We start from the raw sequence: 25,249 nt of genomic DNA, 5'->3' as shown, positions 1-25,249 counted from the left end.
AAGCGATGGCGATTGAACCAAAGGTTTCGCTCAACTTGCGGCTGATCGCCAATGGCGCAACCCCCGTGGGCGACGGAAAGACATTCAGGCTGAAGGCGGTCTTGATCGTCACTCCCAAGGAGGAGGACGCTGGTGGACCTGTCAATCTGGCGAACTGGCCCTCCGACATCGTCAAAGTGCTGAAGGAGCGCTCGGTCAACTTCTACTATTGCACTGCGGGTACGCCAACCATGGCTGCCGCCAAAAAGATCGACGACGTTCGGTTTCCGGCCTTTGACGGCGCCAGCGGCATAGGCGCGGTCACGGACCTTTGGCGCGATGCCATTGGCAAAAGCGGACCGAGCGAACCTTGGAATGAACTGATAGCCGACATCAAGGCAAGTGCATCGGGAAACAAGATCGGTGCCGACCTCCACGGCGGCTATGTCGGCGATACAAGCAATGGTACCGGCCAGATGAATGAGCATGGAGCCATTCTCGCGGAAAAGCATGACCCGGCCACTAAACTTCAAGTCCGCGACATCGTGTCGAATCAACAGGGCCACTATGCGCTTGAGACGGAAAGCGCCCGAGCCCAGCGTGTCGTGAGCAAGTTGTGCATCGGTCCCTACCTGCCTGGAGACCAGCTCGAGCCAGGGGAAACCTCGGATCAGGTCAACCTGGATCAGAGGAGCGTACAGAGCAAGGAGAGCTTTGAGCTGTCGCTGCTGCCGGAATCTGACACCAAACGAGACGACACGAAAAAACTGAGCGCAAAACTGAGAACCGAGGCCTACCTTGCGCGCTTCAAGGCAGCCGTCGATGCCACACAGCCTGAGCGCAACACGAACTGGGTAATATTCAAGGCCGTCAAGGGCGCCCTGACGGGCTCTCCTGTATCCGCACCACCGCCAAGGCGAACAGCAATGCCGGTTGCGCCTGCGTCCAGTGTGCTGGGGGGCGGCCCGCAAGACACCCAGCCTCGTGCAGGGCACGTCTACGGCAGCTGGACACAATGGTCGCTGAGCTACGACAAATATGTATCAGCTCTGAGGGCCGACCCTGCCGCGGTGCGTCTGGCCGAGACTGGTGGTGCGACGGACCAGCTCCTTGCGGTCTACTATGCCCTGCAGGGCGACCCACTTCTAGCAAGGCTTTTTGGCTTCGCCTTTGATGTCGAGTTTGCCATTGATGCCGGGTTGATCAAGGCGTCGGGCGGCGCACTCTGGCTTGCGGCCACCTCTGGCGGAGATGCCGAAATCTGGACGGCAGCACTCTACGCCGAAGTTGCGGATGATGCCTGTGCCAGGTTCTGGCCCGCACCGCGTTTCGATGCGCCTGGCAGCAATCCTCCGCCCGAACAGAAGCACGGCGTCTTTCATCTCGGTGATGGATATGATTTGACCTCGCTCGATGTGCGCGGCGCCGTTTCGGATGCCCCCGATGCTCTCGACAAGGGCGCCATGCTACATTCGTTCGGCTGGACCTTGCTTGACGCCAATCGCGCCGCACGCGCCGCGCGCGATCTGGCCGTTTCGGATTATCAGGTGCAGCAGAGAAGGGCCCCCAGTCCGGTCCTGCTCTACGCGGAGGAACTGACGGTCGGGCGCCGCCTCGATGTCGGCGTTGGCGTCTTCGACGGATCAGGAAAGGTGACGGGGCTGAGATGGCGAAGCCTCATGACGCGCCTTGTTCGCTTCCATGGCCTGAGCGCCCGCGTCGAAACCTGGCTGGCGGCGGCAACCAGGAGCTATCCGCGGCCGCGTGGGAGCGATGGACACACACTTATCGACGAGGCTTCCTTCCAACTGGTTTCACGTTCGCTGCCGATCATAGGCGATCCCGGTGCAAGCAAAGGCCTGCGCAATGTCGAGGCGCTGGTCGAGGAGGGTTTCGTCTCGTGGGGCGGCGCGTCACTGGCGGCGCTGGCCTGTCGCAGCGACAACAATGCCAGCTCCGAATCCATTCTGCATTTCCAACGGGAATATGGCCTTCCAACCGGATCGCTTGCCCCCGATCTGAGGCTGTTGCCGCTGCGCTTTGGCATTGGCTATGTCTTTTCGCTGCGCTCCGCCTTTCTCGGCGGCGGATCTCCCACGGTGCAGGAGTCTGTTGAATGCCACGAAGCGCAGGATTTGACGTGGCTGCTGCCACCGGCGGCGCCACCAAAGAAGGATCAGAGCGAGACAAGCCGGATCAGACTGCGTCGCTACAGGCGCCAGGAGAGCATCAGCGCGCCGATCCTGTTGCTACCCAGGCATCAGGTGGAAAACAGAAACGGCGCGATGGGATTTGAATCTCCGGCGAGGGCGATAGTGCGCACCCAGACCCCTTCCAACCCAGCGCGCGCACCTGCGCCGACGTCGAAACCCGCTGGCCCGCCCTATGTCGACGTCGCGAAGCGCGCCATCCCCCAAGAAACAATGCGGATTTTTGTGGCGCCGATGGCTGGGATGGAGTTTTGCTCGCGACACCGGGTCTTCGATGACCCCAAGCACGCAAAGGAGATCCTGGCGGGCGGACTTCTCGATGTGGAGTTTGACGCCGAAGGGCGAAAATTTCCCAACGCTCTTATCCGGCCGAACACAGGCTTCAATGCCGATCAGCTTATTTACCGGCGCGAGGTGAGCACAGGCAACCACCCTTCTCCCAAGGCCACGGGCGGCGCATATTTCCGACCGCTGAAAACGCCCGCCAAACGTTCGAATGGCAAGGCCTATCTGCCTGATCCTGCAGCTCAGACGATGTCGCTACGCCTGCGTATTGTCGGCGCCGACGTCTATCTTGCCGGCGATGTGAGCGTCGATCTCTATCCGACCGGGGTCAAATATCCCAACGCCTTGCCACTGCTGGTAAACGTTGTAAGGCGCGGAGATAAACCGCGGGATCCGCCTCCGAAGGCAGCGGCGGACATCCTCAAGATCATGCCCGGCAACTGGCGCATCGACGAAAACGGACATTTCGGCACTGGTGTGCGTGTCAACCGCGTCGACGTGCAGCTCGCGCCAGGCGAGCAATTTGATCTCGAAGTCACATGCCTGCCAACCAAAACCAGTTTTGCCGAATGGTTTGCCTTGCCGGAAAATATCGCAGTTCAACATTGCTGCGCCAGCGGCAGCGCAGTCGTGAAGCAAGCGCTGAGCGAGGCCTGCGCAGACGGTGCGGTCGGCAAGATCAATGCGGCACTGGATGGGGCGCGTCCCTCTCCTTATGTGGGCCTCGGTGGCTATCCCGTCCCCGACCAGGCGACGATCCAGACAATCGCCGAGACCCTTCTCAACGGAGCAAAAAACAACTGGCCGCTGACGGAGATAGCGGGCGTAGCCACCTTGCGCGTCGCTCACGCAGTGAATGCGCCACTGGTTCCGGCAACGCTGCGAAATCTGGAGAGCTGGCGTCCGGGTACCCCAGGTCTCGTCTTCTACGCTGCAAAGTCCGCTCCCGGGGCAGTGGCGCCTCCAAAGGATGAGGCGGGCTCGGCGAACCTGATGCTCTCCGGCGAGATTCTCGTCGATCTCGACCAGATCGACACCATTGAGGTGGTCGCTAGTGCAGTCAGTCCTAACGGCGAGCCCATCGACGATCCCGCACGTGGGCGCGGTGTTCTGGCAAAGCGTTCCGGACGCTGGCCGCAAAAGCCCAGGGGTGGGACGGGCGCCGAATACATTCGCAAGAGCACGATATTCGGATTCGACGTTGACCCAGATGGCAAGACGACTCTTCTCCCGCAAAAAGTGACGTTGCTGCGAATTGAGGGCCTGCCGGCCTCGCGCGCGGCCGAGAACACCGACAGCCAGCCGGTATTTCTTCAACCGCAGGAGGGCCGGTTGACCCGGCTCGACCTTGGCCTGCTGCATGCGGCAGCGCTCTCGGGCAAAAGGGTGGAGTTTCGCATCGCAAGTCAGGGTCATCCGGAGCTTGGCGATCCTGCGCAAGTGAAGTCCCATACGCGACTGATCAGCGTCTCGCGCCCAAGTCAAATATCGGACACGAGGGCCCGCAAGCTGCAGATAGAGGTCTTGGGCATTTCGCGTTTTGCGCATAGCTTCGAGACAGCTGCGATGTTCTCCGACGATCGCGTGGAGCACGTGCTGACGCGTCGCCAGCCATTGATGCCGGTGGATCAGCAAAGATCGTGGCAGTACCCTACCGCAGTCTGGAGCCGGGCTACGCAACCGCCTGCCCCGCCCGCAGCCAAGACCCCGACTCTTGTTTTCAGAACCAAGCGTTTCGCGCTGCAGGATGGAAAACATGTGACCCAGCATCTCGAGCGGCGCTGCTCCGTGCGCTTGAGATTTGAAAGGGGCATGTTTTCTTCCGGTGAAGGCGAGCGGATTGGCATCGTACTGTGGCCGCCGTTCATCCGCGACGTCTCACGCCCTGACATCGAGAACAACGTGATTTCTGTCCCCGGGCATCGCCCGATGACCCTGGGCGACTTTCAGGACGGAGACCTGGGCGATGGAGGTCAATACATCTCGCGCTGGGGCGGCGACCCCATTCGCGGCGACGCGTCCCCGCAAAAGGGCTGGTTCATGCCGCCCACCGCATTTGACTGCCTGGGTGACAAGCAGGACGACGCGCCCTGGCCGCACGATCCACAATACATCGGCAGTGTCATGATGCCTATTCCCACGGACACGTCCGCCACTCCAAGCCAGCCAGCGCCGCCACTTGAGGTGGCCCTCCTCACGTTCGAACCATATTTCGACATCGATGCCGAGGAATGGTTCGTCGACGTTGACATAACCCCGTCCTATGCGACGGATCCTTTCATTCGATTGGGACTCGTTCGATACCAGTCCAACGCGATCAACGACAGCATGAAGGTCTCGACACCGGTGCGCGTCTGGACGCAACTGCTGCCTCGCCGCCTCTTGACGATCTCAGGCGCCGTGCAGACCGGCGACCTCACAGTCAGTGCGCTCGTTAGCGGCCAGGCTAGCATTGGCGTGAAGCCGCTCCATGATGATGCGAAGGCGTTGCTGGAGGATCCGAAGAACGGTGCGGAATTCACGGAAACCTGGCAGCGACTGCAACGTCCTTTGATGAGAATGACCATCTTCCACGAGCGCGAGACGGAGGGCCTAGGGCGAACGCAACATGGACTTGCAGTGGCCGAAGCCTGGCCGTTTGGCGATCGTGGTGTCTCGGACGGCCTATCACAGTGGAACTTGTCCGCGACCATACCGAAGGCTCAGATCGAGGATCTTGGGCCAGGCCAATTTATCGCAATGGTCGAGGAAATCGAAGAGCGTCTTCCCGCCAGTTACCCCTCGGAGCCGATCGCATTGATGGATCTCCTGAAAAAAGAGACGTTGCGGGAATCCGGGCCACGATTCTTGGCGCGAGTTCCATTTCTGTCGACCTAAGTTGAAACCCCAGGCGTCCTCAAGACACTAGATGGTCTTCGGTCGATCCATTCGGTCCCTGGCTGCCTAGGCTTTCCGACGAGGCTTGACGTTGGCGCTCGATGTCGCGCCCACGACCTTAATCGTCTCGTTCAACTGCGGTCGGGGATATGCGCTCCTGTCCGTCTCGCTTTCCTCATGCATTTTCAGGCAGCAAGGCAGAAAACCATCGCCGATCGAGAATCAGGATCGCGTGTGACCTCGGCCGATCGGCTTCCACAATGAATACAACATGCGGACCACCGCACATGGGGACAGTCGGTCCCGCGTCGCGTCCTGCGGCCGGCCCATGCAAGTGCCAAGCATCCGCGATACACGCTATGGAAAGTGCTTAGGTCACCAACGGAACAGTTCGTTAGGGACCGACTGATTGTGCCGACCTCCCTATGGCTTCACACTACGCTTCCACGCAGGAGCGAGGTCAGCCTCCTTTCGATGGATCGAGGAAGCGAGCCCGGAACCCACCCCAAATGTTTCCAGGAAAATATTCGGCTGTGATACTTTCAAGAAATCCAGGATAAGGGGAGCATGTCGCCTCAACATTCTGCTTATCTTTAGCCCCACCAAATGTAGAGTCAGCACGTATCTGCGCTGTGCTAACATTGTGCGCCTCAAACTTAAATGTGCGATCTTTATCGCCAGCAACTCGTTCACCATTTACTAGAAGATTGCCACTTCCGGCAGGTGACTCAAGCCAGACAGTTACGTCCGCGCCGGACTTATTGTGAAACACCAACTCCGTGAACAGAACGTCCATCTCGGTATACCTCTACCCTAGCGGGTTGATCTTAAAGCTCTAGGCTGAACAGGGCAACTCATTCCGCTCAGACCTCAAGAGCAAAGTCTAGTATTCTAATCGCTCTAGGGTTCCTCTTTCGCCCCCACAATAAAACCATCACTGATTTGCAGTCGAACTTTTTTGTCACTCCGCCAAGCTTTTGCAATAATGGCATAAACATCCAAACTGTGTCCGCTACATTCGACGCATTTGGTCCCAACGGAGAAGTAAAATGACCACAGTGGGCCTTTGTCGTCCACCGTCGCGGTTGGGGTAACGGCATTGACTGGTGTATCCGCCGGACAATTCGCAATTACCCCATCGGAGCAATAACTTCGTCTGTCATCAAGGTTGACCTCTAAAATTCTGCTCGGCCTATCATCCGATAACTCTATTGTAAACACGTATTGGGGTTTATATAGCGCCGTTGCGAGAACAAGTAGAACGGCAGGAGAATCGGTGACTCCCTCGTACGTTCGCGGAGTGCCATCTTCATTTATCAGTGTTACCTCAACCTTCCAGTTGTCTTCATTCTTTACGGGCGAGACCGAGGGCTTTACGTTGAATTGCTTGAGTTTTCCACGTGACATTTACACCTCCAAGAAGGCTAAGAATCTTTTCGGAGAAAGTCTGGTAAACCCTCCTATGATACACTCAGAAAGCCGAAGTGAGCAAGCCGTTTCTCAAAATAGACGCAGTGGACGATGCCGCGCTGCAAGCAGTTTTATTCGCCAATAACCTCGCATCGTCAGATGCAAGCATGTCGAGGCAAACGGCCTTCGTGCTTAGTCACCCTTCGCACTGCCGTTTGGAGTTGTCGGTGGAAAATCGCAAGCCACTTATCTATTGCCTGTTGGGATGGCGAGCCCATGAGATGGGCAGCCTCTTTCGGTTCTTGCCGAAGGACGCCCTGGGTATTGACTTCCACTAGTCAGTCGCGCAGTAGGCGGAACTAGGGTCAGGACTCATTGATCAGAGCCAAAAGATGACGGCGGCAGCGATGCAGATGGCCGAGAAGAAGGTATGGGCGCATCGGTCGTAGCGGGTTGCGATGCGGCGCCAGTCCTTGAGTTTGGCGAACAGGTTCTCGACCTTGTGGCGGTGGCGGTAGAGCGCTGTGTCGTGGGCGTATGGGACTTTGCGGCTTCGGCTCGAGGGGATGCACGGCTCAATGCCCCTGGCTGCGAGTTGCTCGCGGAACCAGGCACTGTCGTAGCCGCGATCGGCGATCAGATGAGAGGCTGGTGGCAAGGCGTCAAGGACGAGACGGGCGCCCTTGTGGTCGCTCATTTGGCCTTCCGACAGGAGCAGGATGATCGGCCGTCCTTCACCGTCGCAAACGGTGTGGAGCTTCGAGTTCAGCCCACCTTTTGTTCGCCCGATACGACGGGGAACATCCCCTTTTTGAGCAGGCTCGCCGCGGTGCGGTGGGCCTTCAGATGCGTGGCGTCGATCATGATGCGCTCGGGCTTCGGCCCTTCGCCGGCAAGGCCGGCGAAGATACGGTCGAACACGCCCATCCTGCTCCAACGGATGAAGCGGTTGTAAAGCGTCTTGGGCGGGCCATAGCCCGTTGGCGCATCCTTCCACTGCAGGCCGTTCCTGATCACGTAGACGATCCCGCTCACCACCCGTCGGTCATCGACCCGTGGAACGCCATGCGACAGCGGAAAATGCGGCGATATCCGCGCCATCTGGCGCTCGCTCAGCAGAAACAAATAACCCATCACGGCCTCCTTCTCGGAAACCGTGAATCACATCTCAATCCAAATTAATAGGTCCTGAGCCTAGTCGACATCGTGAAAGCCGGCCCAGACCTTGCCGTCGACGGGATGGCCCGCTGGGGACGCATCGACCTTCGGCGCGTCATCGAAGAACGGTTCGGGTTCGCGTATGGCGAGCGCGCTATAGGCGAGCTGCCAAAGGCTATAGGCTTGTCGGCCATTAGCACCATGCCGCATCATCCCAGGAAGGATAGGCTCGCGCACTAACCAGACGTAAGCCTATGCAGATTTGACGGATGCGATCAGATCAGCGCCGCTATGGTGCCAGAGGCTCTCGGACAGCTAGGCTGTTTCCGCGGGCTAGGGAGGTCGTCGGGTTGCGAGGTCAAAGCGGGTACTGCAGGTGGCAATTGGACGTCGACGCAAAAGCAGGCGCAATCTGGTAGCGGCGGCGACCTCCTCTCCTCCCTTGGGCTGAGGCGCGTCTATAGCTTACGATTCCGTCGGCCAGAGAACCGCGCCACTACCACGGTGACTTCGAGGTTATCCCTTTCGAATAGCGACGGGATCTAGTGGAAACAACTTTTTTCGCGATATTCTTCTTCACCAAAGTCTCCAAATCGAAATTTGCCCCACCAGAAACGACGACGTCAGCACCAATCGGAGGTGATGCCAAGTTCCACAAATAATTCAAAATGACTTCAGATCGGTCACAAATACACCCGTGTGTCCAATCTTTCGTCCTCTTCTTTCCATGAATATAGTCGCCATGATCAGTGTTTCCACCTGTTGGATTCAGGCGGGCGCGAATCGAACCCCACTCGTACTGCCCGTCCAAGGGGCCCTGATCACTTGGAATGTGGTCACTGACTTTCTGAATACCATAGAACGGTTTTAGAGTTCCATCCTCATTGACCTCGTTGGTATCTTCCTCGCCGCGAATGTCGAGTCGCAACCGGTAATTGCCGTCGTCCAATGGATTATATGAGCCGCCACCGGAAAAAGCGGACGATGTCTGTATAACCGTCGTGCCATCTAGAAGCGTCAGGTCACCAAAGATCGCGTTTTCAGAATTCGTTCCCAGTTTAACAAAAGTAATATTAAGCGTCATAGTGCCCTCCAAATCGAAGGTGGTTCACCTCAGTGGACGATCTTCCCATACGCGAAGCGAGCTCAACCGGTAACCAGATGCAACGCTAACTCTTGCCAGAGTCATCGTCAGCTCCAAGGATCACAGCATGATGCTCGGATCTCTTGCTCCTGGGCGCCGGGCGCGCAGCAATCAGCGCAATTCGCGACGCACCCATTGCCCGGCAACCAGAAATACTGTTCCAGTCCCGAGTGCAAAGTTATACTGAAGATTTATAAGTTAGCAATGCGTTGGGTTCGCTCGATAACCCGCCCGGCGGCGGATCCAAGGGCGAGCATGGTCCAGCAGCGGCGAAGGAAGCTCAGACCGACATCGTGTTCGAGTGGGAAGGGCGTGCCCTCGTAAAGCCTGCAACACCTTTCGGTGTCAAGAGCGCGTTCTTCGGAGCTCGGCGGCCGAGGCACCCGACAACGATCCAGCCACTCCCAGCGGCCTCTATGTCTCGTCAAGGTCATTCAGAAGGATTTCACATTTCCAGTAACGTGACTCTTTTCGGTACAAGTCGTATCAGTATAGTTACGGCAAGTTTCGTGCCGTGTTGCTGAGGCGATCCTCGTTGAGGACCGGCATGTAAGGGGGAAGTCCTTGGCCATTGTACTTCGGACGCGCGACGGCCGGCTCGACGCGGAGGACACCGCGCACCTTGCCATTCTGGAAGCGGCGCTCCAGCAGCCAGAACCAAAGCTGTTGCTGCATTTGCATGGCGGCCTTGTCAACGAGGCGAACGGGATGGCGACAGCGTCAAGGCTTGGTGGTGCCACCCCGGACGGCTTTGGGCTTGGCCAGGAATGGCAGCAGGTTTTCGTTGTATGGCGCACCGGCGCGCTCGAAACTGTCGCGACGAACTGGATCGACCTGTTCGAGAATGATCGTCTTTACAAGGCCCTGCTGAGGAAACTGATCGAATTTGCGGCTCGTAAGATCATCCTGCCGGTCGAGGCGGGGCGAGGCGCTGGCGCGTCGGTGCGTCTTACCCGGGCGGAGATCGATGCACGTCTTGCCCGGCGGCCCAAGGGCGATCCGTTCGCCGACATCGGTGATCTCTTCCCGCCCGACGCCGCTGGCCAGGGACGTGCTTCTCTATCGCCGACGCAGTCCGAGTACGATCTGGCCCAGGAGTTTCAGGCTGAGCTCGAGCAGGACAATCAGTTCGCCGATGCAGTTGTGCAATTGACCAGTGCCATCGTGCCGGTGGCTGGAAGGGGTGGCCTTGTCGGCACGCCTGACGACGAGCGCGCAGCTGGGGAAATGCTGGCGCGTCTGTCCGCCGAAATACGTGGCGAGTTGGGCGAGCGAGTCAATGGACCGGGCGGGCGGGGGGTAGTCTCGGTCACGATCGCCGTGCTCAGGCACGCAGCCAGCATCATTCTGCGCATCGTGCGGCGCATGCGTGCGCAACGCGATCATGGCTTTTACGCAACGATCGTCGAGGAATTGGCGCGCGAACTCTACGGCGACCTCGTTGGTGCAGCTGTGTGGGGGATGATGAAAAAGGATGCAGCGGATCACTTCAAGGACGGCCACCTTGGTCGCCAACTGCTTGACGTGATTCCGGCTGGCTGTCGGCTGGTGGTAACTGCCCACAGCGCCGGATCGATCTGGGCGGCCGAGATGATCAAAGTCATCGCTGCGCTGCGACTAGAGCTCCGGCTTGATCTTGTTCTGTTGGGACCAGCAGCCCGCATGGATCTTTTCGCCGAAGCTATCCGCAATGGGGGCGACGCTGTTGCGCGTCGGCGCATCTACGCCTTGTCCGATTCCCTGGAGCGCGCTGATGCGGTCCTTGGTCATGACAAGGGATACATCTATCCGTCTTCCCTCCTCTACCTCGTGTCGGGTCTGTTCGAGGAAGTTGGCGCCACGCCATTCCCCGACGCCCCCCTGGTTGGCATGCAGCGTTTCCTCAGCGGGAATACGCCCTGGTTGATAGAAAAAGATCAGGTATCGGCCGCGAAAACGGTCATGGATTTCTTTTCCCCAGCGGCCGATGCAATTGTCTATTCAAAGACTGAAGCGGATGCCGCAGTGGGAATGCGGACGCAGGCCGATATGCACGGGGGTTTCGATGACGAGCACGAAACCCTGGCCAGCATTGCAAGCTTCTTTTCATAGGGCGGGCTTCCATTGAGCAACTTCGCTCTCGTCATTGGCATCAACCAGTATCCGCATGGCGCAGACCAGCAACCGCTGTTTGGCGCGGTGAGCGATGCCGCCGACTTCGCAGAATGGGTGCTGCACCCGGACGGCGGCAATGTGCCGCCGGACAAGCTGCATGTGTGGACTTATCCGCCAGCCGCGGCGCAACCTGGGTCACGCCTTAGCGAGTTCCTTGCTGCTCCCACCGCGTGGTGGAACGGAGCCGACGTTGTGCCGGATCCAACTCGTGGGCCGACGGTCGACGAGATTACCGAAACCGCCGAAGAGGCGGCCAAGCGGGCTTTCGCGGAGCGACAGAACCAGCAGAGCGAGAGCAGACTCTTCATCTTCTTTGCCGGACACGGCGTGCAGGGCAAGACGCAGACCGATCTTGAGCCGCAGACGTGCTTTCTAGCGAATGACTACCAGGGTCAGGTGAATAGGATCCGTGGTCTCGTTCCGGCCAATGACCTGAGAATCGCAATGCTCGCCCAGGGCTTTTCCGAGGTCTTCATGTTCCTTGACTGTTGCAGACTGAACCTCGTCCGGTCGAATGCGGTCGTGCAATCCTTGAACTTCAATCGCGCACCCTCTCCAGACGATGTAAGGTGGGGTGCGGGCTTCGCAGCCGACCGCAACAGCGTGGCTTGGGAGACGCCCGACCCAAATCCGACCCGCGGGGCGTTCTCCAAGATCCTGATCGAGGGGTTGCGACGGGTCCGTGACGCGAACAATACGCTGACGGCCTATGCGCTCGAAGACTACGTGGCCAATCGTATTGAAGCCGTTGTGCATCCGCGCAAGCAGCGCCCGCTGTTTACGGGAGACCCAGGTCTAAGGGCTCTTATCCTGGCAAACGGACCACCCATCCAGCTTGGCAGCGAAGATGTAGTCATCAATCTCGGCGGCCTTCCGGCCGGGACCCAAGTGTTCCTCAAGGATGCCAACGGTATCGTGCTCTCGACCTTCCCTGCAGGTCCCGTTGATCGGCGAATTGCTCTAGAAGTCGGGCGGCTCTACTCGCTCGAAACCGCGGACGGTTCAGTAGAGAAGGGGTTCCTGCATGGTGATGATGGAGACCGCCGTGTCGACCTCTGATGCGTCAGAACTTGGAACGCTGATTGTCAAGGGACATCCGGGGTCGGAAATCCGCATCCTCGACCAGAACTTCGGGCTCAGGGGCAAAGGCACCGTTCTGCTGCGGCTTGACCTGGCACCGGGACTCTACATCATCAACTGGAAAACGGCGGAGGTAATACAGAAGGACGTTGTCCGGGTAAATGCGGGTCGAGAACGTCATGTGGAGGCGCCGCCGCCGCCGGCAGCGACCTCCTCGGAGCTGGCTGCCGAGACCACCGCAGCACTGACCGATCTGTCGCGCCCTTCCGAAATCCGGCGTGGTGCCGACGTAGTCATTCTTCTTGACGTTCCACCTGCAGGCCGCTCGCCCGAATTGGGCATTCGCCTGTTCGCCGCGGACAAGCTGGGAACGGCCATGCGGTCCGATGTGGGCGCGGTGCGTGAAGCTCGCGATCACACGAGCGACGATCCGATAGCAGGTGTTTATCATGTCGCTCCGGGCGTGTACCGGCTGCAATATCGCGGCATGACCGGCGAGATGCTCAGCCAGAGCGTGCCCGCCATCGCAGGTCGAAAGACGATCCTCTTTCTCAGGCAGGGCGAGGGGCACGTCCTGGTCAGTGCCGGAGAGACGCTCGAAACACGCACCTATGTGGGGATCGACCCGGGTCTCGCGACCATGGTCAGCATCCCCGCAGGACAGCCAATTGCCGCGCACCGCGAGGTAACGAGGACCGCTTCTATCCTATTGAGCGATCTTGCCAACAATCGCACATCGCTCGGCAAAGATCTGATGCAATCGATCGAACGTGCCGACTGCGACCCGTTGCTGAAGCTCTATGCCGCCGGCGTCATCCTCAGTCGGCTGGAACGCGATATGTCGCCAACACTCGATCAGGCATACCCCACGAAACGGACCGAGCGGAGGATCTTCCAGGCTGACTGGCTGCGGCGTGCGCAGCGGCTGGTCATCCGGCGCGCGCGCAAGGGATGGCCGGTCGACTTCCTCGTTATGCGTCGCCGGTGCGCTGAGGACCTGAGGAGCCGCGAGAAACTGCCTGTCCTGGAATCGCCACCTGTGCTGCAGGCCAGCTGGCGTTGGGCGATCAACGGGAGCTTCAGCAATCCTCGCGCAATCCCGGAAAGCTTCAGCTTTCGCGGCGTCGAGCAAGGTGCAGTCAATGCTCCTCCATGGCTTGTCTGGCGGCCCGCTGCAGCCAAGGCCGGAGCCACGACGCAACCGGTGAGCAGCGGCGGCCTCGTCGAGACCCTCGACCGGTTGGTCGTCTCCACATCGGCGCTGATCAAGATGGGTGGCTCGGGGTCGGAACGGTGGCAGGATCTGTTGGCCTTTCTACCAGCGGAAAGCAGTTCGCTCGCCAATACCGCCATACAGGTTGCGAGCCAGAACACTAGTCCCAGGGATCTTTCGAGACAGGTCGCCGACACCATGCAGGTTTCCGCCCGCACGCTTCGCTCAGCTGCCGGACAGGCGCTGGCGGACGTCGACAAGGCGCTCAACGCTGTTCAGACGGGACAGCCGATCGAGGAAATCGCCGGGCCGATCGCAGGTCGGTCGAGTGCACCTGCACTCAATCGGCCGGTTTCCTACCCCGACGACCCTTTGCGAGCGCGCTTTGGTGGCAAAGCGAGCGCGAACGGGGCACGGCTCACCGCGACTTTTGGACCGGTCAAGCAAAATAAGGCCTGGGTTCAGGTTCTGCTCAAGGTATTCAGCGACAGACCGGCCAACGGCGAAGTCGCAGAGTTCTTCCTTCATGACACGTTTGATCCGGACCACCTGATCGTGCCATTCGACGGCAAGGTCGCGCAACTGAAGTTCGTGGCGTATGGAGGATTCACGGTGGGTGTCTGGTTGCCCTCGAGACTGACTGAACTGGAGTTGGATCTAAGCACGACTCCCAAGGCCCCGAGCGTCATCCGCAATCGATAGAAGCCAGGCGTGCGCGCCGCCTGCGCGGCGTGAACTTGTTTTCCGAGAATTTCACGGATCGCTGGACCGCGAATGCGGGCTGAGGGCGTCGCACGTAGAATCCACGTTTCGCAAGGCCTGTTTCCGTAGGTCAGCACAAGAAGCGCGTGGATAGATGGAACAAGGCATGCTCAGTCTTGTGAAAAAGCGGAGGCATCAGTGTACGGCATCCGCGCAGAATAGGTTCCCAGGCGGCGGCCTCACGACTTATTCAATCAAACGAGTTTCTGAAAGCACGCATTGCTCTTTTTGATGGTATGTAATGTTGCTAGTCAATCTCTTCTAGGGCATTGTTAAATCCAGGGGAATTGGGAGGGCAGCTTGTGATGGTAAAGTCAGGCGGGAAGAATAGCTCGGATATAGATCTGCCAACCGAAGCGCTGAAAGACCACGCCAGTGCTTTAAGAGCGCATACCAAGGCATTGAAAATAAATACGGAAGCGATGCTTCTGCTCGGGCGCCTGAGTCACAAGAGAATATTAGACGAACTCACAGCATTTTTTGATCGCGAAGGCCACCCAATTACCGATGACATGCCGATTTCTCAGGTAGTCACCGGGCCGGCGGGTATCGATACCCGCTACAAGGATCTCAACAACTGGCCGGCGTTCAAGGCGGCCGGACTTAAGCTTCGCAGAAATGATCTGGCGGGCCTTCGTACCATGGGGCCGGTGGCTGACGTCATATCAGAACACATGCAGTAGCGATTGATTGGGGGAGGGGACAATGGGGTTTTGTCGAAGGCACTTGTTGTACGTCAGTCTCGGTGCCGCGATTGCTGGGCCTGGCATTGCCAGCGCAACGGAGTTGGAGCAGCGGCAATCGGAGGAAATCGCCCAACTTAAGGCCAAGATTGCAGAGCTGGAGTCGGCCGGAGCCGGCTCCAATGCGCAAACGCAAGCAAAGCCTGCGGACAACGCGAGATCGACGCAAGCGAAATCACCGTCGTCACCCAAGGGCGGCGCGAACACTGCACAGAATTTCTTTCTCCGAAAAAGTATCATAGATTTCTCGACAATGCTGAACCCCTATAGCGCCACTTTCTTAGGTGGAGGGGCGACCATTTCGTGGGCGGATGATTATCTCGCCGGGACGAACACGCTTCAGGTCCAGGGCTATTCCAGCTATCTGTTTCGCGGTGACGGCTCCGGGGCGCTGGCCTACTACGGTATTGGGCCATTTGCGTATGTCTCCGGAAAAATCGCCTATCCGTCTAAGCCTTCAACTGAGCGCTCAGCCGCACAAGTGGGGCTCGATGCCTTTTTCGCGTTCCAGGGCATAGGGCGCTCGATGCCTACAATCTCGGCATCACACCATACTATCAGACCGATTTCCGCGGCCGGGGGAGTATTTATGGCGTCACAGCCGTTGCCGAGCCGTTCGTTCACTCTCTGTATCTGGGAGGCAGGAATATCGAGTTCGATGCGGTGCTAAGTCCATATTGGCGAATTATTCCAGAAGTGGATTTGGTGCGCGTCGACGATGCCGGACTTACCAACTTCGCGTCGAAGACGACATATGGTCTTGTCGGCACAACGATCCAGGCGAACGCGATTCTTTTTGAAAATAACACCTCAGTTCCGGACTGGCTTTGCGGTCGCATTGGACTGCAGGCCAGCTATCAATATCTCTGGAGCATATCTCGCTCAGATCCGATCAGCAATTTTCACGCAGAGGTCGACTATAACCTTGGCGCGAATGATGAGCATTCACAATCCTGCAAAGGGGGTAAAGCAACGATCCGCCCAGGGTCGAAAACGACCTTGGCGCTCACCTACGATGACGGTATCGACAAAGTTCTGTTCAGCAGGAACAGGAAGCTTGGCATGACGCTGGGTTTGCAATTCTGACCTGGATTTCTTGCTGACTTTTTGCCAGCCGCGTCTCGTAGTGATCCACAATTCAAATTGTGCGCTCGGTTTGGAAGGGCCATGACAATGGTCAATTTTCCCGGAGTCGGACACAAATACGACGTCCGCTTCAGCAAGTTTCAAGACCGCTCTGGGAGTTCGCCCAGGAAGCAGGCGGAGATGGGAAGTCAGAATTCGGCTGGACCTTTGAGGCCACCACCCTCGTCATGTGCAGTTTCAGTTGCGTCAAACGTCAAAGAGGCAAGGTCAAGAAGCATAGGCAATCCGTCGGGCAAGAACGGCCAAGAGGCACGCGTAGCGCGGGTGAGGGTGCCTGTCATATTCCATACCTGGCCGGCCGCTTTGCACACGCACGGCTTCGGGCGTCTTCTTAGTCGGCAAAATAAGAGGTAAAAATCATCAAATTGGCAGTTCTGTATGACAAAGTATCAGCCTATAATACTACCACGCTTTACTTAAGGTCCTGGGGGAGGCCGTCATGCCGGAGAAGAGAAACTGGGAGCGCAGCGACGATCCGTTTGCGGCGCTTTCCTTGCACGATCTTATTGAAGCCCGTGAGGCTTTTCACGTCCATTTGATGCGGCATCCGAACGTGGTGGCGACGTGCCTCGGCTACTATCGCATCCGCAGCAGCGACAGTTGGCCTGACGACACCAAGAAGATCAAGGGCACCTTCTCGCGCCGGCTCGACAATTCAGAGGTCCGACCCTACTCGTGGCCGGCGATCCTTGTGTTCGTATCCGGCTGGGTCAGCGAGACCGAGTTCGCCAAGGGCAAGTCCTACCAGCCGAGCGACATGTTGCCGGCGGCGGTGTTTCTGCCGGATGGCCGTCAGATACCGATATGTGTGATCGAGGCACCGCGCGTCGCCGAACGCCCGGTCGAAGTGCCGCAACTGCGCTATCCCCTCAACAACATCGGCAGCGGCAATCCGGTCACCGTCGTAGTCCAGGGCGAACGCTATCTCGCGACTGTCGCTTGCCTCGCGAGCGATGGCCACACCACCTACGCCCTCACCAACCGCCACGTCACTGGCCCGGCCGGCACCGTCATCAATTCGGTTATTGACCGTCGAGCGATGCGCGTCGGGACCTCAGGTCCCGATCAGATTGGCCAGATTCCGTTCTCGACGATCTATCCGGGCTGGGTGACTGAATCGACCGTGGTCAACGCCGACATCGGGCTCATCCGCGTCGACGAGCTTGATCGCTGGACCGCCCGGCTGCAGGACGGCTCAGTCATGGGCCAGATGATAGATCTATCCTCCAAGCTTTTTCCGCTCGCCCTGGTCGGTCGGCAAGTGCGCGGCTATGGCGCGGCGAGCACCTGGATGCTTGGCGAAATCCAAGGACTCTTCTACCGCTACAAGTCGCGCGGCGGCTTCGAGTCCGTCGCCGATTTCCTGATCGGCCCGCGGACGCCGCATGACGGCGAACCCGCTGTCCCGTTCGCCACCCGCCCCGGAGACTCCGGCACGCTGTGGCTGCTTGAAGGCAGCCTCGAGCGGCCGCGCGACGAGAAGAAGCGCGCTGCCGACAGCAAAACCCTGCACCCGATTGCCATCCAATGGGGCGCTGACCGGCTCGTCGCCGACAGCCAGAATGGCGTTCGCGCATACGCCCTGGCAACACTGCTCAGCACCGCTTGCGCCTACCTCAAACTGGACATCATCCGTGACTGGAATCTCGATCAACGAGACACTTGGGGGGCTCTTGGCCATTTCTCGATCGCGAGCAGCGTCGCCAACGCACTGTCCAGCCGCGTGCCCAAGCTCAAGACGTTGATGAAGAACAATATCTCCATCATCAGCCACCCTCTCGAAACTCTGCACACGGGCGATTTCAAAGGCATGTCCGACGACGCCATCGTACCGATGGCCGACGTTCCCGATTTCTTTTGGAAGCATGGCCGCCAAGGCCATTCACGCCAGTGGGAAGGACCCAATCATTTCGCCGACATGGACCAGGTCCGTCCAGCCGACAAACAGGATTTGCTGAAGCTTTGCCAGAGCGATGCGAATGTCGATCCGAAGGTCTGGGACGATTTTTACACCTCCGTCCGCGACCCGCTGACCAATGAAGTGATCAGCTATGAGCATCGCGGGCTGCTCCCGTTCCGTGTCTGGCAGATATTCGACGAAATGGTCGGTTTCGTCCGCGCCAATAAGATGGACAGTTTCGTCTGCGCCGCGGGCGTCCTCGCCCACTATGTCGCCGACGCCTGCCAGCCCCTCCACATCTCGTCGTGGCACCACGGTGATCCAACTCAGCCCCAGCATCACACCGTCCACCACAAGAATGGCACCACAACCGATCAAGTGCTCGCGCTTGGCGACAAGGTCCATGACGCCTACGAGAACGGCATGCTGATGGCAAACCGGGAGGCTGTTCTGGCGGGACTCGCAAAAACCCCCGCGGTCGGCGCGAATGAGCATATTGCCAATGGCCGCGACGCCGCGCTCGCAACTGTCAAGCTTATGCGGGATACCTTTAACAAGGTGCCCCCGCACGAGCTCGTCAACACGTTCGACAGCGCCGGAACCGCCAAGGAGCAGCTCATTGCGATGTGGGATAACTACGGCGCTGCGACCATCGACGTCATGAAGGATGGCACACATCTTTTGGCGGTGCTCTGGGAAAGCGCCTGGGAGGAGGGCGGCGGCGAGTCTGGCAACCGCAACACTGTCGCGCTCACGCCGGAACATTCGATGGAGATCGTTGCCCCGGGCAAATTCCTCACTTCCTACAAGATCGACGAGATCGGCGCGGTCCTGAAGTGGCCCGGGATAGAGGGCGCCGCAACGGGCTGATGTGATGTCCAGTCTCGCCTTCGATGATCTGAACCGCCGCTTGTGAAAATGAGAAGGAAGACATCAATGAAAACGCTGGCTCTCGCTGCGCTGCTGACGCTGGCGACGTCTACGGACTGCCTCGCCTGGGGCGATCGCGGGCACTCGATCGTTGCAGAGATCGCTCTCCGTCACCTCAATGATCCAGTGTATCTTGAGGTGGAAAGGCTGCTCGGCAAGGAATCGCTGGCTGGTACGGCGAGTTGGGCTGACGACTACAAATTCACGGATGAGGGCAAGCACACATACGACTGGCATTTCGTGGACATCGACGTCTCTCACGACGCCTATGATGCATCCGTCGATTGCAAAGGCGCGAATGGATGCCTCGTCACGGCGCTCGTTGATGAGGCAAAGATCCTCGCCGACCGCACGAAGTCTGACGCCGATCGCCGCCAGGCACTGCTCCTGCTGGCGCATCTGGTGGGGGATTCCACACAACCCTTCCACTGTACCGAGCGTCACGGCGACGTGGGTGCAAACAAGGTGAAGGTAGATTTCGAGGGCAAACGGCCAGACGGCAAGCTGCGACCGGTGCCGGACACCAACCTTCACGCGGTTTGGGACGACAGCTTGATCGATACGCGTGCCTTCTCTTGGGGCAGCTATGCTGCAGAAATCGACAGGACCCTGGTGCCCGGCATCACCGATGTCTCGTATGGCGAAGGGTTCGCCGAGCAGTGGGTCAATCAGTGCCACCAGGTCGGACAGAAGCTCTATCAGGAGTTGCCTGCCGCGAACGCCGACGGGTTTATCGTCATCGACGAGACGTACCAAGCTGCGGTGAAGGACCGGCTCGACGGGCAACTTGCCATTGGCGGCCTGCGCCTGGCCGCCATGCTCAACTCGGTTTTGGCCGGAAACTAGCACCCGCTCGCGATTCGCCCACAGGGGGCATTTTTCTGGACGATGCCGCCAGTTGAGTGGCGCGCTACATTGAGAAACTGATGCGGGACGAGGCTTTCAATTGCGGAAATAGCCGGCGGCCGGCTACCGACATCGTGGATGCGGACCCGTTCTATAGATAGACAATGCCTTGATCGAGAAGGTCGGCCAACACGGCCGCCCGCAAGCGACCTGGTTGCGCAGCCAGTACGACCAATGCCCCCGCCGCGCGTCGCGCCAAATTGCGCGCCAGGATGCGCTGTGGGGTTGAGATTGGCTGTAGTCCGGACCGGCCGTGGACGAATGCGCTTCGCAGTTCAAACAGACCCTTATAGTCCTGTACTGCCTTGGCATCAGTGAGCGCCGCACCGATCCGGGCTGCGACACGTTCGGTCGGCGAGGTTCTTGGATGCGGGTCAGGCTTGGGCCGCAGTTGGCGCCTGTGGTCGCTTTCCAGACCAAGCGCCGCCTCGATCGCGGTCATATGAGCCATTACTTCATCGATACCGTCCGCGAGGAAGGCCCGGACAAGAAAATGCACTATCGGCGTCTCAAAGAGTGGCGTTGCACGCGCCGCCTGCAACTCGGTCCAAGATGAGTCAGTGAAGAGTTGCAACTCGGTCTTGGCACGGTCATCGAGCGGCAGCGTGCTCGGCCGCTCCATCTCGATCTCTTCACCCCAATGGTTCTGAACCATCCACGGCTCCAGCGTAAGGCTGTCTGGGCTGGGTGGCCGCGCGGGCCGGATGAAAAGGTCTTCATCAAGGGTGTAGATCCACGGCACGCGAAAGCCGCGCCAGTCCACCTCCTGCATCGTCGACCACTCCTCCCACCTGGCCAGCAGCAAGAAAAACAGTGCACCTTCGACGGCCGGAGGAAACCGACCCAGATGGGGTTCGATCTCACCGTAGTCCCGGCGCATGTCCACGAACAGAAATGGGGTCCCGCGCGCCTCGGGTCTCGGATCAACCTCCACTGCTTCCTCAACCACCAGCCAATGGAAATTAGAAAGGCGGTTGGATTCGAGCGGCTGTGCTGGGAAGTTGCGCGCGAGCCTCGGCGCATCGAAAAATCTCTCCAATTCTTCGGCACTGAACCGACCAACTCGCACGCCGCCGAATGTCATCTGTGGCAAATCGTCGGCCAGATCGAGCGGGCAGATGTATCGACGCACCGTCATCACACGCGTGTAAGCTGCGTCGAGTGTGGCCGCGGCCGTCGGCACGTCAAGCGCAAGTCCCGATTGGTCGCGCGGCAGCCCGCATGGCATGCCGAGTGACCTGAGCGCGCTGCTCAGCGCAAAGGTGGCCTTGCCGCGACCATAGCGCTGGTCGCAGAGTTCACTCAGTGCGACGAAGGCCGGTGCCGACAGCAGTTTATCCGGGCCTGGCCGCGGAATGCGCCACAGGGCGGTCAGGGCATCGATGAGTTGCTGATCCGGCGTCACCACCACTGACCCGTCTCGTCCATTCCCCCGCGTTGGTTTTCATCAACCATTCGGCGGTGCCTCGCTAGTATTTCGTTCTCACGTAAATTCCGAACGTGCCATAGCATTCGTAGCCAGTGCGGTTGTTCTTGTGCTTGTTCAACGTTGCGTCATAGCTCTTTTTATTGAAGGTCTTTCCGCAGACCGAACACTTAAAGACGTAGGTTGGGCCGCTTAGCCCCGCGAAGCCTGTGCTACGCGTCGCGCTCCGGGCTTGCGAACGCCGAATAACCGGCGCACGGCGCAAGCCGAACCCTCCTCCTGAACCAGAGTACTTCGTCTGCGGGACACCCTGGGGGCCAGATGGCGTGAGTTCGATGGGGTATCGCGGCGAGAATGATGTCTGGGTAGCTTTGACCCCAAGGATGCTATCGACGAGATAACTGCGCGACTGTCCGTTGTCCGCGCGTACTGCCATGAGCAGCACGTCCCCTGATTGCGACCGACGTAGGGAGTAGGCTTCGATCGCGCGCGTTGAGCGGTTGCCCTGTTTGTCGCGGTAGTCGATTTCCACAAGAAGCCGATTGGCCGCAGCGAAGCGGATCGTCTCGACGAAGTTCTGGCCCGGGCCGCCCGTGGGAAAAGCTATGATGCGTTCGCGGATCAGCGTGTCGCCGGCGCCGATAGGCATCGCTGCGAGGGGTCGTGCGATGTTGCCCTCGAGCCAGGCGAAGATTTCTGGCAGCGCGTCCCAGAAAGTCGCAACTGGCAGAAGCGCGGGAAGCTGGTGTTCCAGCATGTGAATCCAGCCAGCCTCAAGGTCAGCGCGATGCTGCTCAAGGTCAGCTATGCGGGGGATACCGATGCCCTTGAACACGCACTTGGCGCGCAGAACGTCCATGAAGCGCTTCGGATCTGGACGTGCCTCAGCGTTTCGGTACAGGTGTACGACGTCATAGAGATCGCGTGGGCGGGTCCGTTCGGCGAGTGCCCGGAACTTTTCTGCGAACGCTTCGATGTAATCGTAAGCCAGGACCTCAATGCCGTCTTCTGGAGCGTCGCTGTATGGATGGAAAATCTGGACGCGAACGGGTGGGAGAACGACACGCTCGTCCGCTGTCAGGTCAAGTTTGATCCGCGGAAGCGCATGGGTCGACGAAACAGGACCCTTGTAGCTGATTTTGCCTTGGCACGAAATCTGTCCCCTCGGGTTCTCATAGATCTCGAATTCCTGCTTGTCGGATGGAATCTCGATGCCTGTCTGCTCGTAAATCCACTCACCGATTTCAGAGAATGCGTTCTTTAAGAAATCGGCGTCAAGGTGCTCCGGTTTGATAAGCGTGAAATCCAAGTCTTCGGAAAATCGGTAGGTCTCGAAGAAGCATTTCTTCAGGCAAGTGCCACCCTTAAAGACCCAGTTCTCCGCAAGATCCTCATGCCCATAGATGCCCGCGAGCATCCAACCGAGGACATAGTCCTTCTCCACGACGTGTGGGGTGAGGGATGTCTGCTGGGAGATTGTGAGGATTTCGCGCTTGTCGATCATGTGGTTCCCTCGCGAGCCCATCGCTGGGGTACGCGCAGCCGCCACTTTGTCTCGACGCGCGGGCCGTCCTGGGCTGGATCGAGCTTCGCATGGCCGCCGCTGAGATGGTTCTCGCAAAGGCGGGCAAGGTCAGCACCGTTGGGCAAGCGCTCGGCGAGAAACCCGAGGCGTTTAAAGACGGCGCCGTTGCCAAGACGCATCGCGTATTCGATGAGCTTCTCATCGTCACGATCACCGCGTCGCATGTAGGCGGCAACGCAATCGGCTACATGCTGAATGCCGCCGCCGATCGCAGGGTCATCCAGCATGTCGACGACCGTGCGGTGCACATCGGACACGGGCACGCGGGTCTGATGGCGCCAGACGTTCTTCGTGCCAAAGAGCTTCCGTTCATCGATGTGCTTCAACGAGAACAGCATCCCGTGTCGCTCTTGGCGTTTCTGGCGCAGGGCCTGTGCCGTCATCACGAGGACGTCCTTGAAGATTTGCTCAGTTAGATCCCAATGCTCGGCTGCCGTGCGTCCGCCGATATAGGCTGGGGCAAAGAGCGCGGGGACGAGAACCCAAGGATCGTCAAGGACGCGGTCGGACCCCATGGTATCGATTGACGCTGCAACGTAGGCGCCCCGGCCAACCCGCCTCAGCCAACCCTGCTCGGTCCAACGCGAAAGGCGCTGGGCGGCGGCCGTGCGGTCGAGTTGCAATGCGCCGGCAACGTCATCCACGTGGATCACGTCGCCCGCTGTGGATATGACGCGAACCAATTGTGCGCGACCTTGCGGAAGGCGAGCGGTGTTTTGTTTCATATGCACCACTTAGCAGAAAGTGCGAACTTAGGAGTATAGGGTAACACCCGCCCTGCGGCAATGTCCATTGCCTTACCATCGATAATTTACATAAATAGTGAATTACTGCATACAAACGAACGAACGATCTCCCTGAAGTCTCGACAACTCACACGACAAACGGCCGGTGGGATCTGGTTGTCGGAACGGCCTCGCTGACCGATTACAATGCTGTGCCAAGGCGCATCCGATTCATAGCCGGGCAGAGACCAGCCAGCTCCTGGCTACGCCGCGCACGAAGCGGGCACGACTGAGGTGCTGTGCCGCGTGGGCCCGGAGCCGGAGATGTCCAGGCGCTATCCGCACGAGTTCTCCGGTGGCCAGCGCCAGCGCATCTGCAGTGCGCGCGCGCTCGTACTCGAACCGAGCTGATCGTAGCGGACGAGGCCGTGTCGGCGCTCGACGTGTCGGTCAAGGCCCAGGTGGTCAATCTCATGCTCGACCTGCAAGCGGAGATGGGCCTTGCCTATCTGTTCATATCGCACGACATGACTGTGGTCGAACGTGTCAGCCACCGCGTTGCAGGAGACCGGACCTCGCGAGGCTATCTTCCAGAACCCGCAGCATCCGTACACCAAACGGCTGCTGGCCGCGGTGCCCATTGCCGATCCGGCCCGGCGCCTGCAGAAACGCCCGGTCGCGAATGACGAGATCAAGAGCGGGATCAGGCCCCCCGCCCGCGCGTCAGTATCGCGAGGTCTCGCCTGGTCACACGGTGATGATCTGGGGCGAGGACTGGAAGTAAAGAGTGCCTCTAAGGAGGCCGCCTGTCGCGGAGTCGGAACGGCGGCGCCTCTCCATATCGAAGTGGCTAGCCGAATCCTGGCCAGTCCGCTCACTGGGCGGTTTGGCGGCCGCAAGTGAAACTCGAGCCGTTCGCTCAGCGCGACCGTCATCGAGCCGTTAGAACCCTTTTGTGTTCATAATGTCACTCAGGAGTTGGTTGATGTCTCCAGCCAGCGTCGCCAGCCTTCCGCCGACCAGGTGCGGAAGGCCATTCTCTTCTTCATGGCGGTAACTGACCTCGAATTCTTCAACCGCTTCTCCCGCTAGTGGGACACCTCGATTTTTCAGGCGCTCGTAAGCCAGGACTACGAAGTTGAACAGGGACGGGTTGATGTTCACGACCGTGCCATACCAGTGGAACACGTCATGACAGGCTTGCCGCGTCTCTTCCTGGCGCCGTCCTCGTGTCTCTTCAATCGCCGCGGTGACGATATCGCGCGGGACGAGGCACAAAGTCATCAAATCCGTCACGATCGGGTAGTTCCCGATCGGAATGAGCCTGATGACGTGCCGCAATTCCTGTTGATGATGGAAGAAGTTCCTAAGGCACTTCAGGGCCGTAAATTCCGGAACGTCGAAGAAATCGAGGTCTATTCCAACCTTCAGCCGATCGTTCAGACTGTGTCCGGCCTCAAGCAACGAAAACAGCGTATCAGGATTCGGTGAAACACAGTGCGCGTGGTAGAGCCGAAAGAACCTTCCAGACGCCGCGCCGACATTCACCAAATCGATCTCACCGACCATACCCATGCTCCAAATAAACGTGTGAATTAGAGGCAGTGACACGCGGC

19 protein-coding genes and 2 pseudogenes are annotated in these 25,249 nt (G+C 59.0%); 13 read left to right on the top strand and 8 right to left on the bottom strand.

Features of this window, described 5'->3' with window-relative positions; all coding sequences use genetic code 11:
* Window positions 1-5 precede the first annotated feature (5 nt).
* Complete coding sequence (locus tag CGZ66_RS24835) at window positions 6-5,351, top strand: hypothetical protein (protein WP_095088995.1); 5,346 nt, start codon at window positions 6-8, stop codon at window positions 5,349-5,351.
* 460 nt (window positions 5,352-5,811) lie between these two features.
* Here CGZ66_RS24835 and CGZ66_RS24830 read toward each other — a convergent pair whose 3' ends face one another.
* On the bottom strand, window positions 5,812-6,147 hold the full coding sequence (locus CGZ66_RS24830; RefSeq protein WP_143748843.1) for a hypothetical protein: 336 nt from the start codon (window positions 6,145-6,147) through the stop codon (window positions 5,812-5,814).
* Between the two features lie 104 nt (window positions 6,148-6,251).
* The gene (locus tag CGZ66_RS39325) at window positions 6,252-6,758 is read right to left on the bottom strand and encodes a hypothetical protein (RefSeq protein WP_143748842.1); all 507 of its coding nucleotides are present in this window, start codon (window positions 6,756-6,758) and stop codon (window positions 6,252-6,254) included.
* Between the two features lie 77 nt (window positions 6,759-6,835).
* Here CGZ66_RS39325 and CGZ66_RS39320 point away from each other — a divergent pair, with 77 nt between their 5' ends.
* The gene (locus CGZ66_RS39320) at window positions 6,836-7,099 is read left to right on the top strand and encodes a hypothetical protein (RefSeq protein ID WP_143748841.1); all 264 of its coding nucleotides are present in this window, start codon (window positions 6,836-6,838) and stop codon (window positions 7,097-7,099) included.
* A 41-nt stretch (window positions 7,100-7,140) separates the two neighbouring features.
* Here CGZ66_RS39320 and CGZ66_RS24825 read toward each other — a convergent pair.
* Window positions 7,141-7,895, bottom strand: a protein-coding gene (locus CGZ66_RS24825) for an IS5 family transposase (protein WP_095081339.1) whose coding sequence is annotated in 2 segments (ribosomal slippage) — window positions 7,141-7,562 and window positions 7,562-7,895 — 756 coding nt in all. Because the reading frame shifts where the segments join, the coding sequence is not laid out codon by codon here.
* 105 nt (window positions 7,896-8,000) lie between these two features.
* Here CGZ66_RS24825 and CGZ66_RS41760 point away from each other — a divergent pair.
* On the top strand, window positions 8,001-8,159 hold the full coding sequence (locus CGZ66_RS41760) for a helix-turn-helix domain-containing protein (RefSeq protein ID WP_425352317.1): 159 nt from the start codon (window positions 8,001-8,003) through the stop codon (window positions 8,157-8,159).
* A gap of 256 nt (window positions 8,160-8,415) precedes the next feature.
* Here the strand turns inward: CGZ66_RS41760 and CGZ66_RS39315 are convergent, their stop codons facing one another.
* Window positions 8,416-9,003 (bottom strand): hypothetical protein, encoded by a 588-nt coding sequence (locus CGZ66_RS39315; protein WP_143748840.1) that lies wholly within the window; start codon window positions 9,001-9,003, stop codon window positions 8,416-8,418.
* Between the two features lie 624 nt (window positions 9,004-9,627).
* Between CGZ66_RS39315 and CGZ66_RS24810 the strand changes: the two genes are divergently transcribed.
* The 8 genes from CGZ66_RS24810 to CGZ66_RS24775 all read left to right on the top strand — a co-directional run bounded on the left by CGZ66_RS24810 (window position 9,628) and on the right by CGZ66_RS24775 (window position 19,837).
* A complete protein-coding gene (locus CGZ66_RS24810; RefSeq protein WP_143748839.1) occupies window positions 9,628-11,154 on the top strand; it encodes a hypothetical protein in 1,527 nt (508 codons plus the stop codon).
* A gap of 12 nt (window positions 11,155-11,166) precedes the next feature.
* Complete coding sequence (locus tag CGZ66_RS24805; protein WP_095088985.1) at window positions 11,167-12,276, top strand: caspase family protein; 1,110 nt, start codon at window positions 11,167-11,169, stop codon at window positions 12,274-12,276.
* The gene (locus tag CGZ66_RS24800; protein ID WP_143748838.1) at window positions 12,242-14,212 is read left to right on the top strand and encodes a pYEATS domain-containing protein; all 1,971 of its coding nucleotides are present in this window, start codon (window positions 12,242-12,244) and stop codon (window positions 14,210-14,212) included. The genes CGZ66_RS24805 and CGZ66_RS24800 overlap by 35 nt, the downstream gene beginning before the upstream one ends.
* A gap of 362 nt (window positions 14,213-14,574) precedes the next feature.
* Window positions 14,575-14,955: a hypothetical protein gene (locus CGZ66_RS24795; protein ID WP_143748837.1), complete on the top strand. Its 381-nt coding sequence runs from the start codon at window positions 14,575-14,577 to the stop codon at window positions 14,953-14,955.
* A 46-nt stretch (window positions 14,956-15,001) separates the two neighbouring features.
* Window positions 15,002-15,685, top strand: a complete 684-nt coding sequence (locus CGZ66_RS24790; RefSeq protein WP_143748836.1) for a hypothetical protein — start codon at window positions 15,002-15,004, stop codon at window positions 15,683-15,685.
* Between the two features lie 35 nt (window positions 15,686-15,720).
* Window positions 15,721-16,101, top strand: coding sequence for a hypothetical protein (locus CGZ66_RS24785; protein ID WP_095088977.1), 381 nt, complete (start codon window positions 15,721-15,723; stop codon window positions 16,099-16,101).
* Between the two features lie 499 nt (window positions 16,102-16,600).
* On the top strand, window positions 16,601-18,931 hold the full coding sequence (locus CGZ66_RS24780) for a phospholipase C/P1 nuclease family protein (protein ID WP_245331200.1): 2,331 nt from the start codon (window positions 16,601-16,603) through the stop codon (window positions 18,929-18,931).
* Between the two features lie 66 nt (window positions 18,932-18,997).
* Complete coding sequence (locus tag CGZ66_RS24775; protein ID WP_167392239.1) at window positions 18,998-19,837, top strand: S1/P1 nuclease; 840 nt, start codon at window positions 18,998-19,000, stop codon at window positions 19,835-19,837.
* Between the two features lie 151 nt (window positions 19,838-19,988).
* Here CGZ66_RS24775 and CGZ66_RS24770 read toward each other — a convergent pair whose 3' ends face one another.
* The 3 genes from CGZ66_RS24770 to CGZ66_RS24760 are packed head-to-tail and all read right to left on the bottom strand — an operon-like array spanning window position 19,989 to window position 23,633.
* Window positions 19,989-21,308 carry a hypothetical protein gene (locus tag CGZ66_RS24770; RefSeq protein WP_245331199.1) on the bottom strand — a complete coding sequence of 440 codons (1,320 nt, stop codon included), beginning with the start codon at window positions 21,306-21,308 and terminating at the stop codon, window positions 19,989-19,991.
* 58 nt (window positions 21,309-21,366) lie between these two features.
* Window positions 21,367-22,827, bottom strand: a complete 1,461-nt coding sequence (locus CGZ66_RS24765) for a nucleotidyl transferase AbiEii/AbiGii toxin family protein (RefSeq protein ID WP_095088973.1) — start codon at window positions 22,825-22,827, stop codon at window positions 21,367-21,369.
* Entirely contained in the window at window positions 22,824-23,633 is an 810-nt protein-coding gene (locus tag CGZ66_RS24760) for a type IV toxin-antitoxin system AbiEi family antitoxin domain-containing protein (RefSeq protein WP_245331198.1), read from the bottom strand. Before CGZ66_RS24760 ends, CGZ66_RS24765 begins: the two co-directional genes overlap by 4 nt.
* Window positions 23,634-23,764: 131 nt before the next feature.
* Between CGZ66_RS24760 and CGZ66_RS40885 the strand changes: the two are divergent.
* Window positions 23,765-23,925: pseudogene (locus CGZ66_RS40885) on the top strand (AsnC family transcriptional regulator); the annotation flags it as partial.
* A pseudogene (locus CGZ66_RS41385) lies at window positions 23,925-24,417 on the top strand (ABC transporter ATP-binding protein); the annotation flags it as partial. The pseudogenes CGZ66_RS40885 and CGZ66_RS41385, both read left to right, overlap by 1 nt.
* Before the next feature lie 158 nt (window positions 24,418-24,575).
* Here CGZ66_RS41385 and CGZ66_RS24745 read toward each other — a convergent pair.
* Complete coding sequence (locus CGZ66_RS24745; protein WP_245331197.1) at window positions 24,576-25,202, bottom strand: hypothetical protein; 627 nt, start codon at window positions 25,200-25,202, stop codon at window positions 24,576-24,578.
* Window positions 25,203-25,249 lie beyond the last annotated feature (47 nt).

Source organism: Mesorhizobium sophorae (assembly GCF_002270415.1).
Taxonomy (GTDB): domain Bacteria; phylum Pseudomonadota; class Alphaproteobacteria; order Rhizobiales; family Rhizobiaceae; genus Mesorhizobium; species Mesorhizobium sophorae.
The sequence above is the reverse complement of the archived record's forward strand: the minus strand, read 5'-3'. Positions and strand labels throughout refer to the sequence as shown.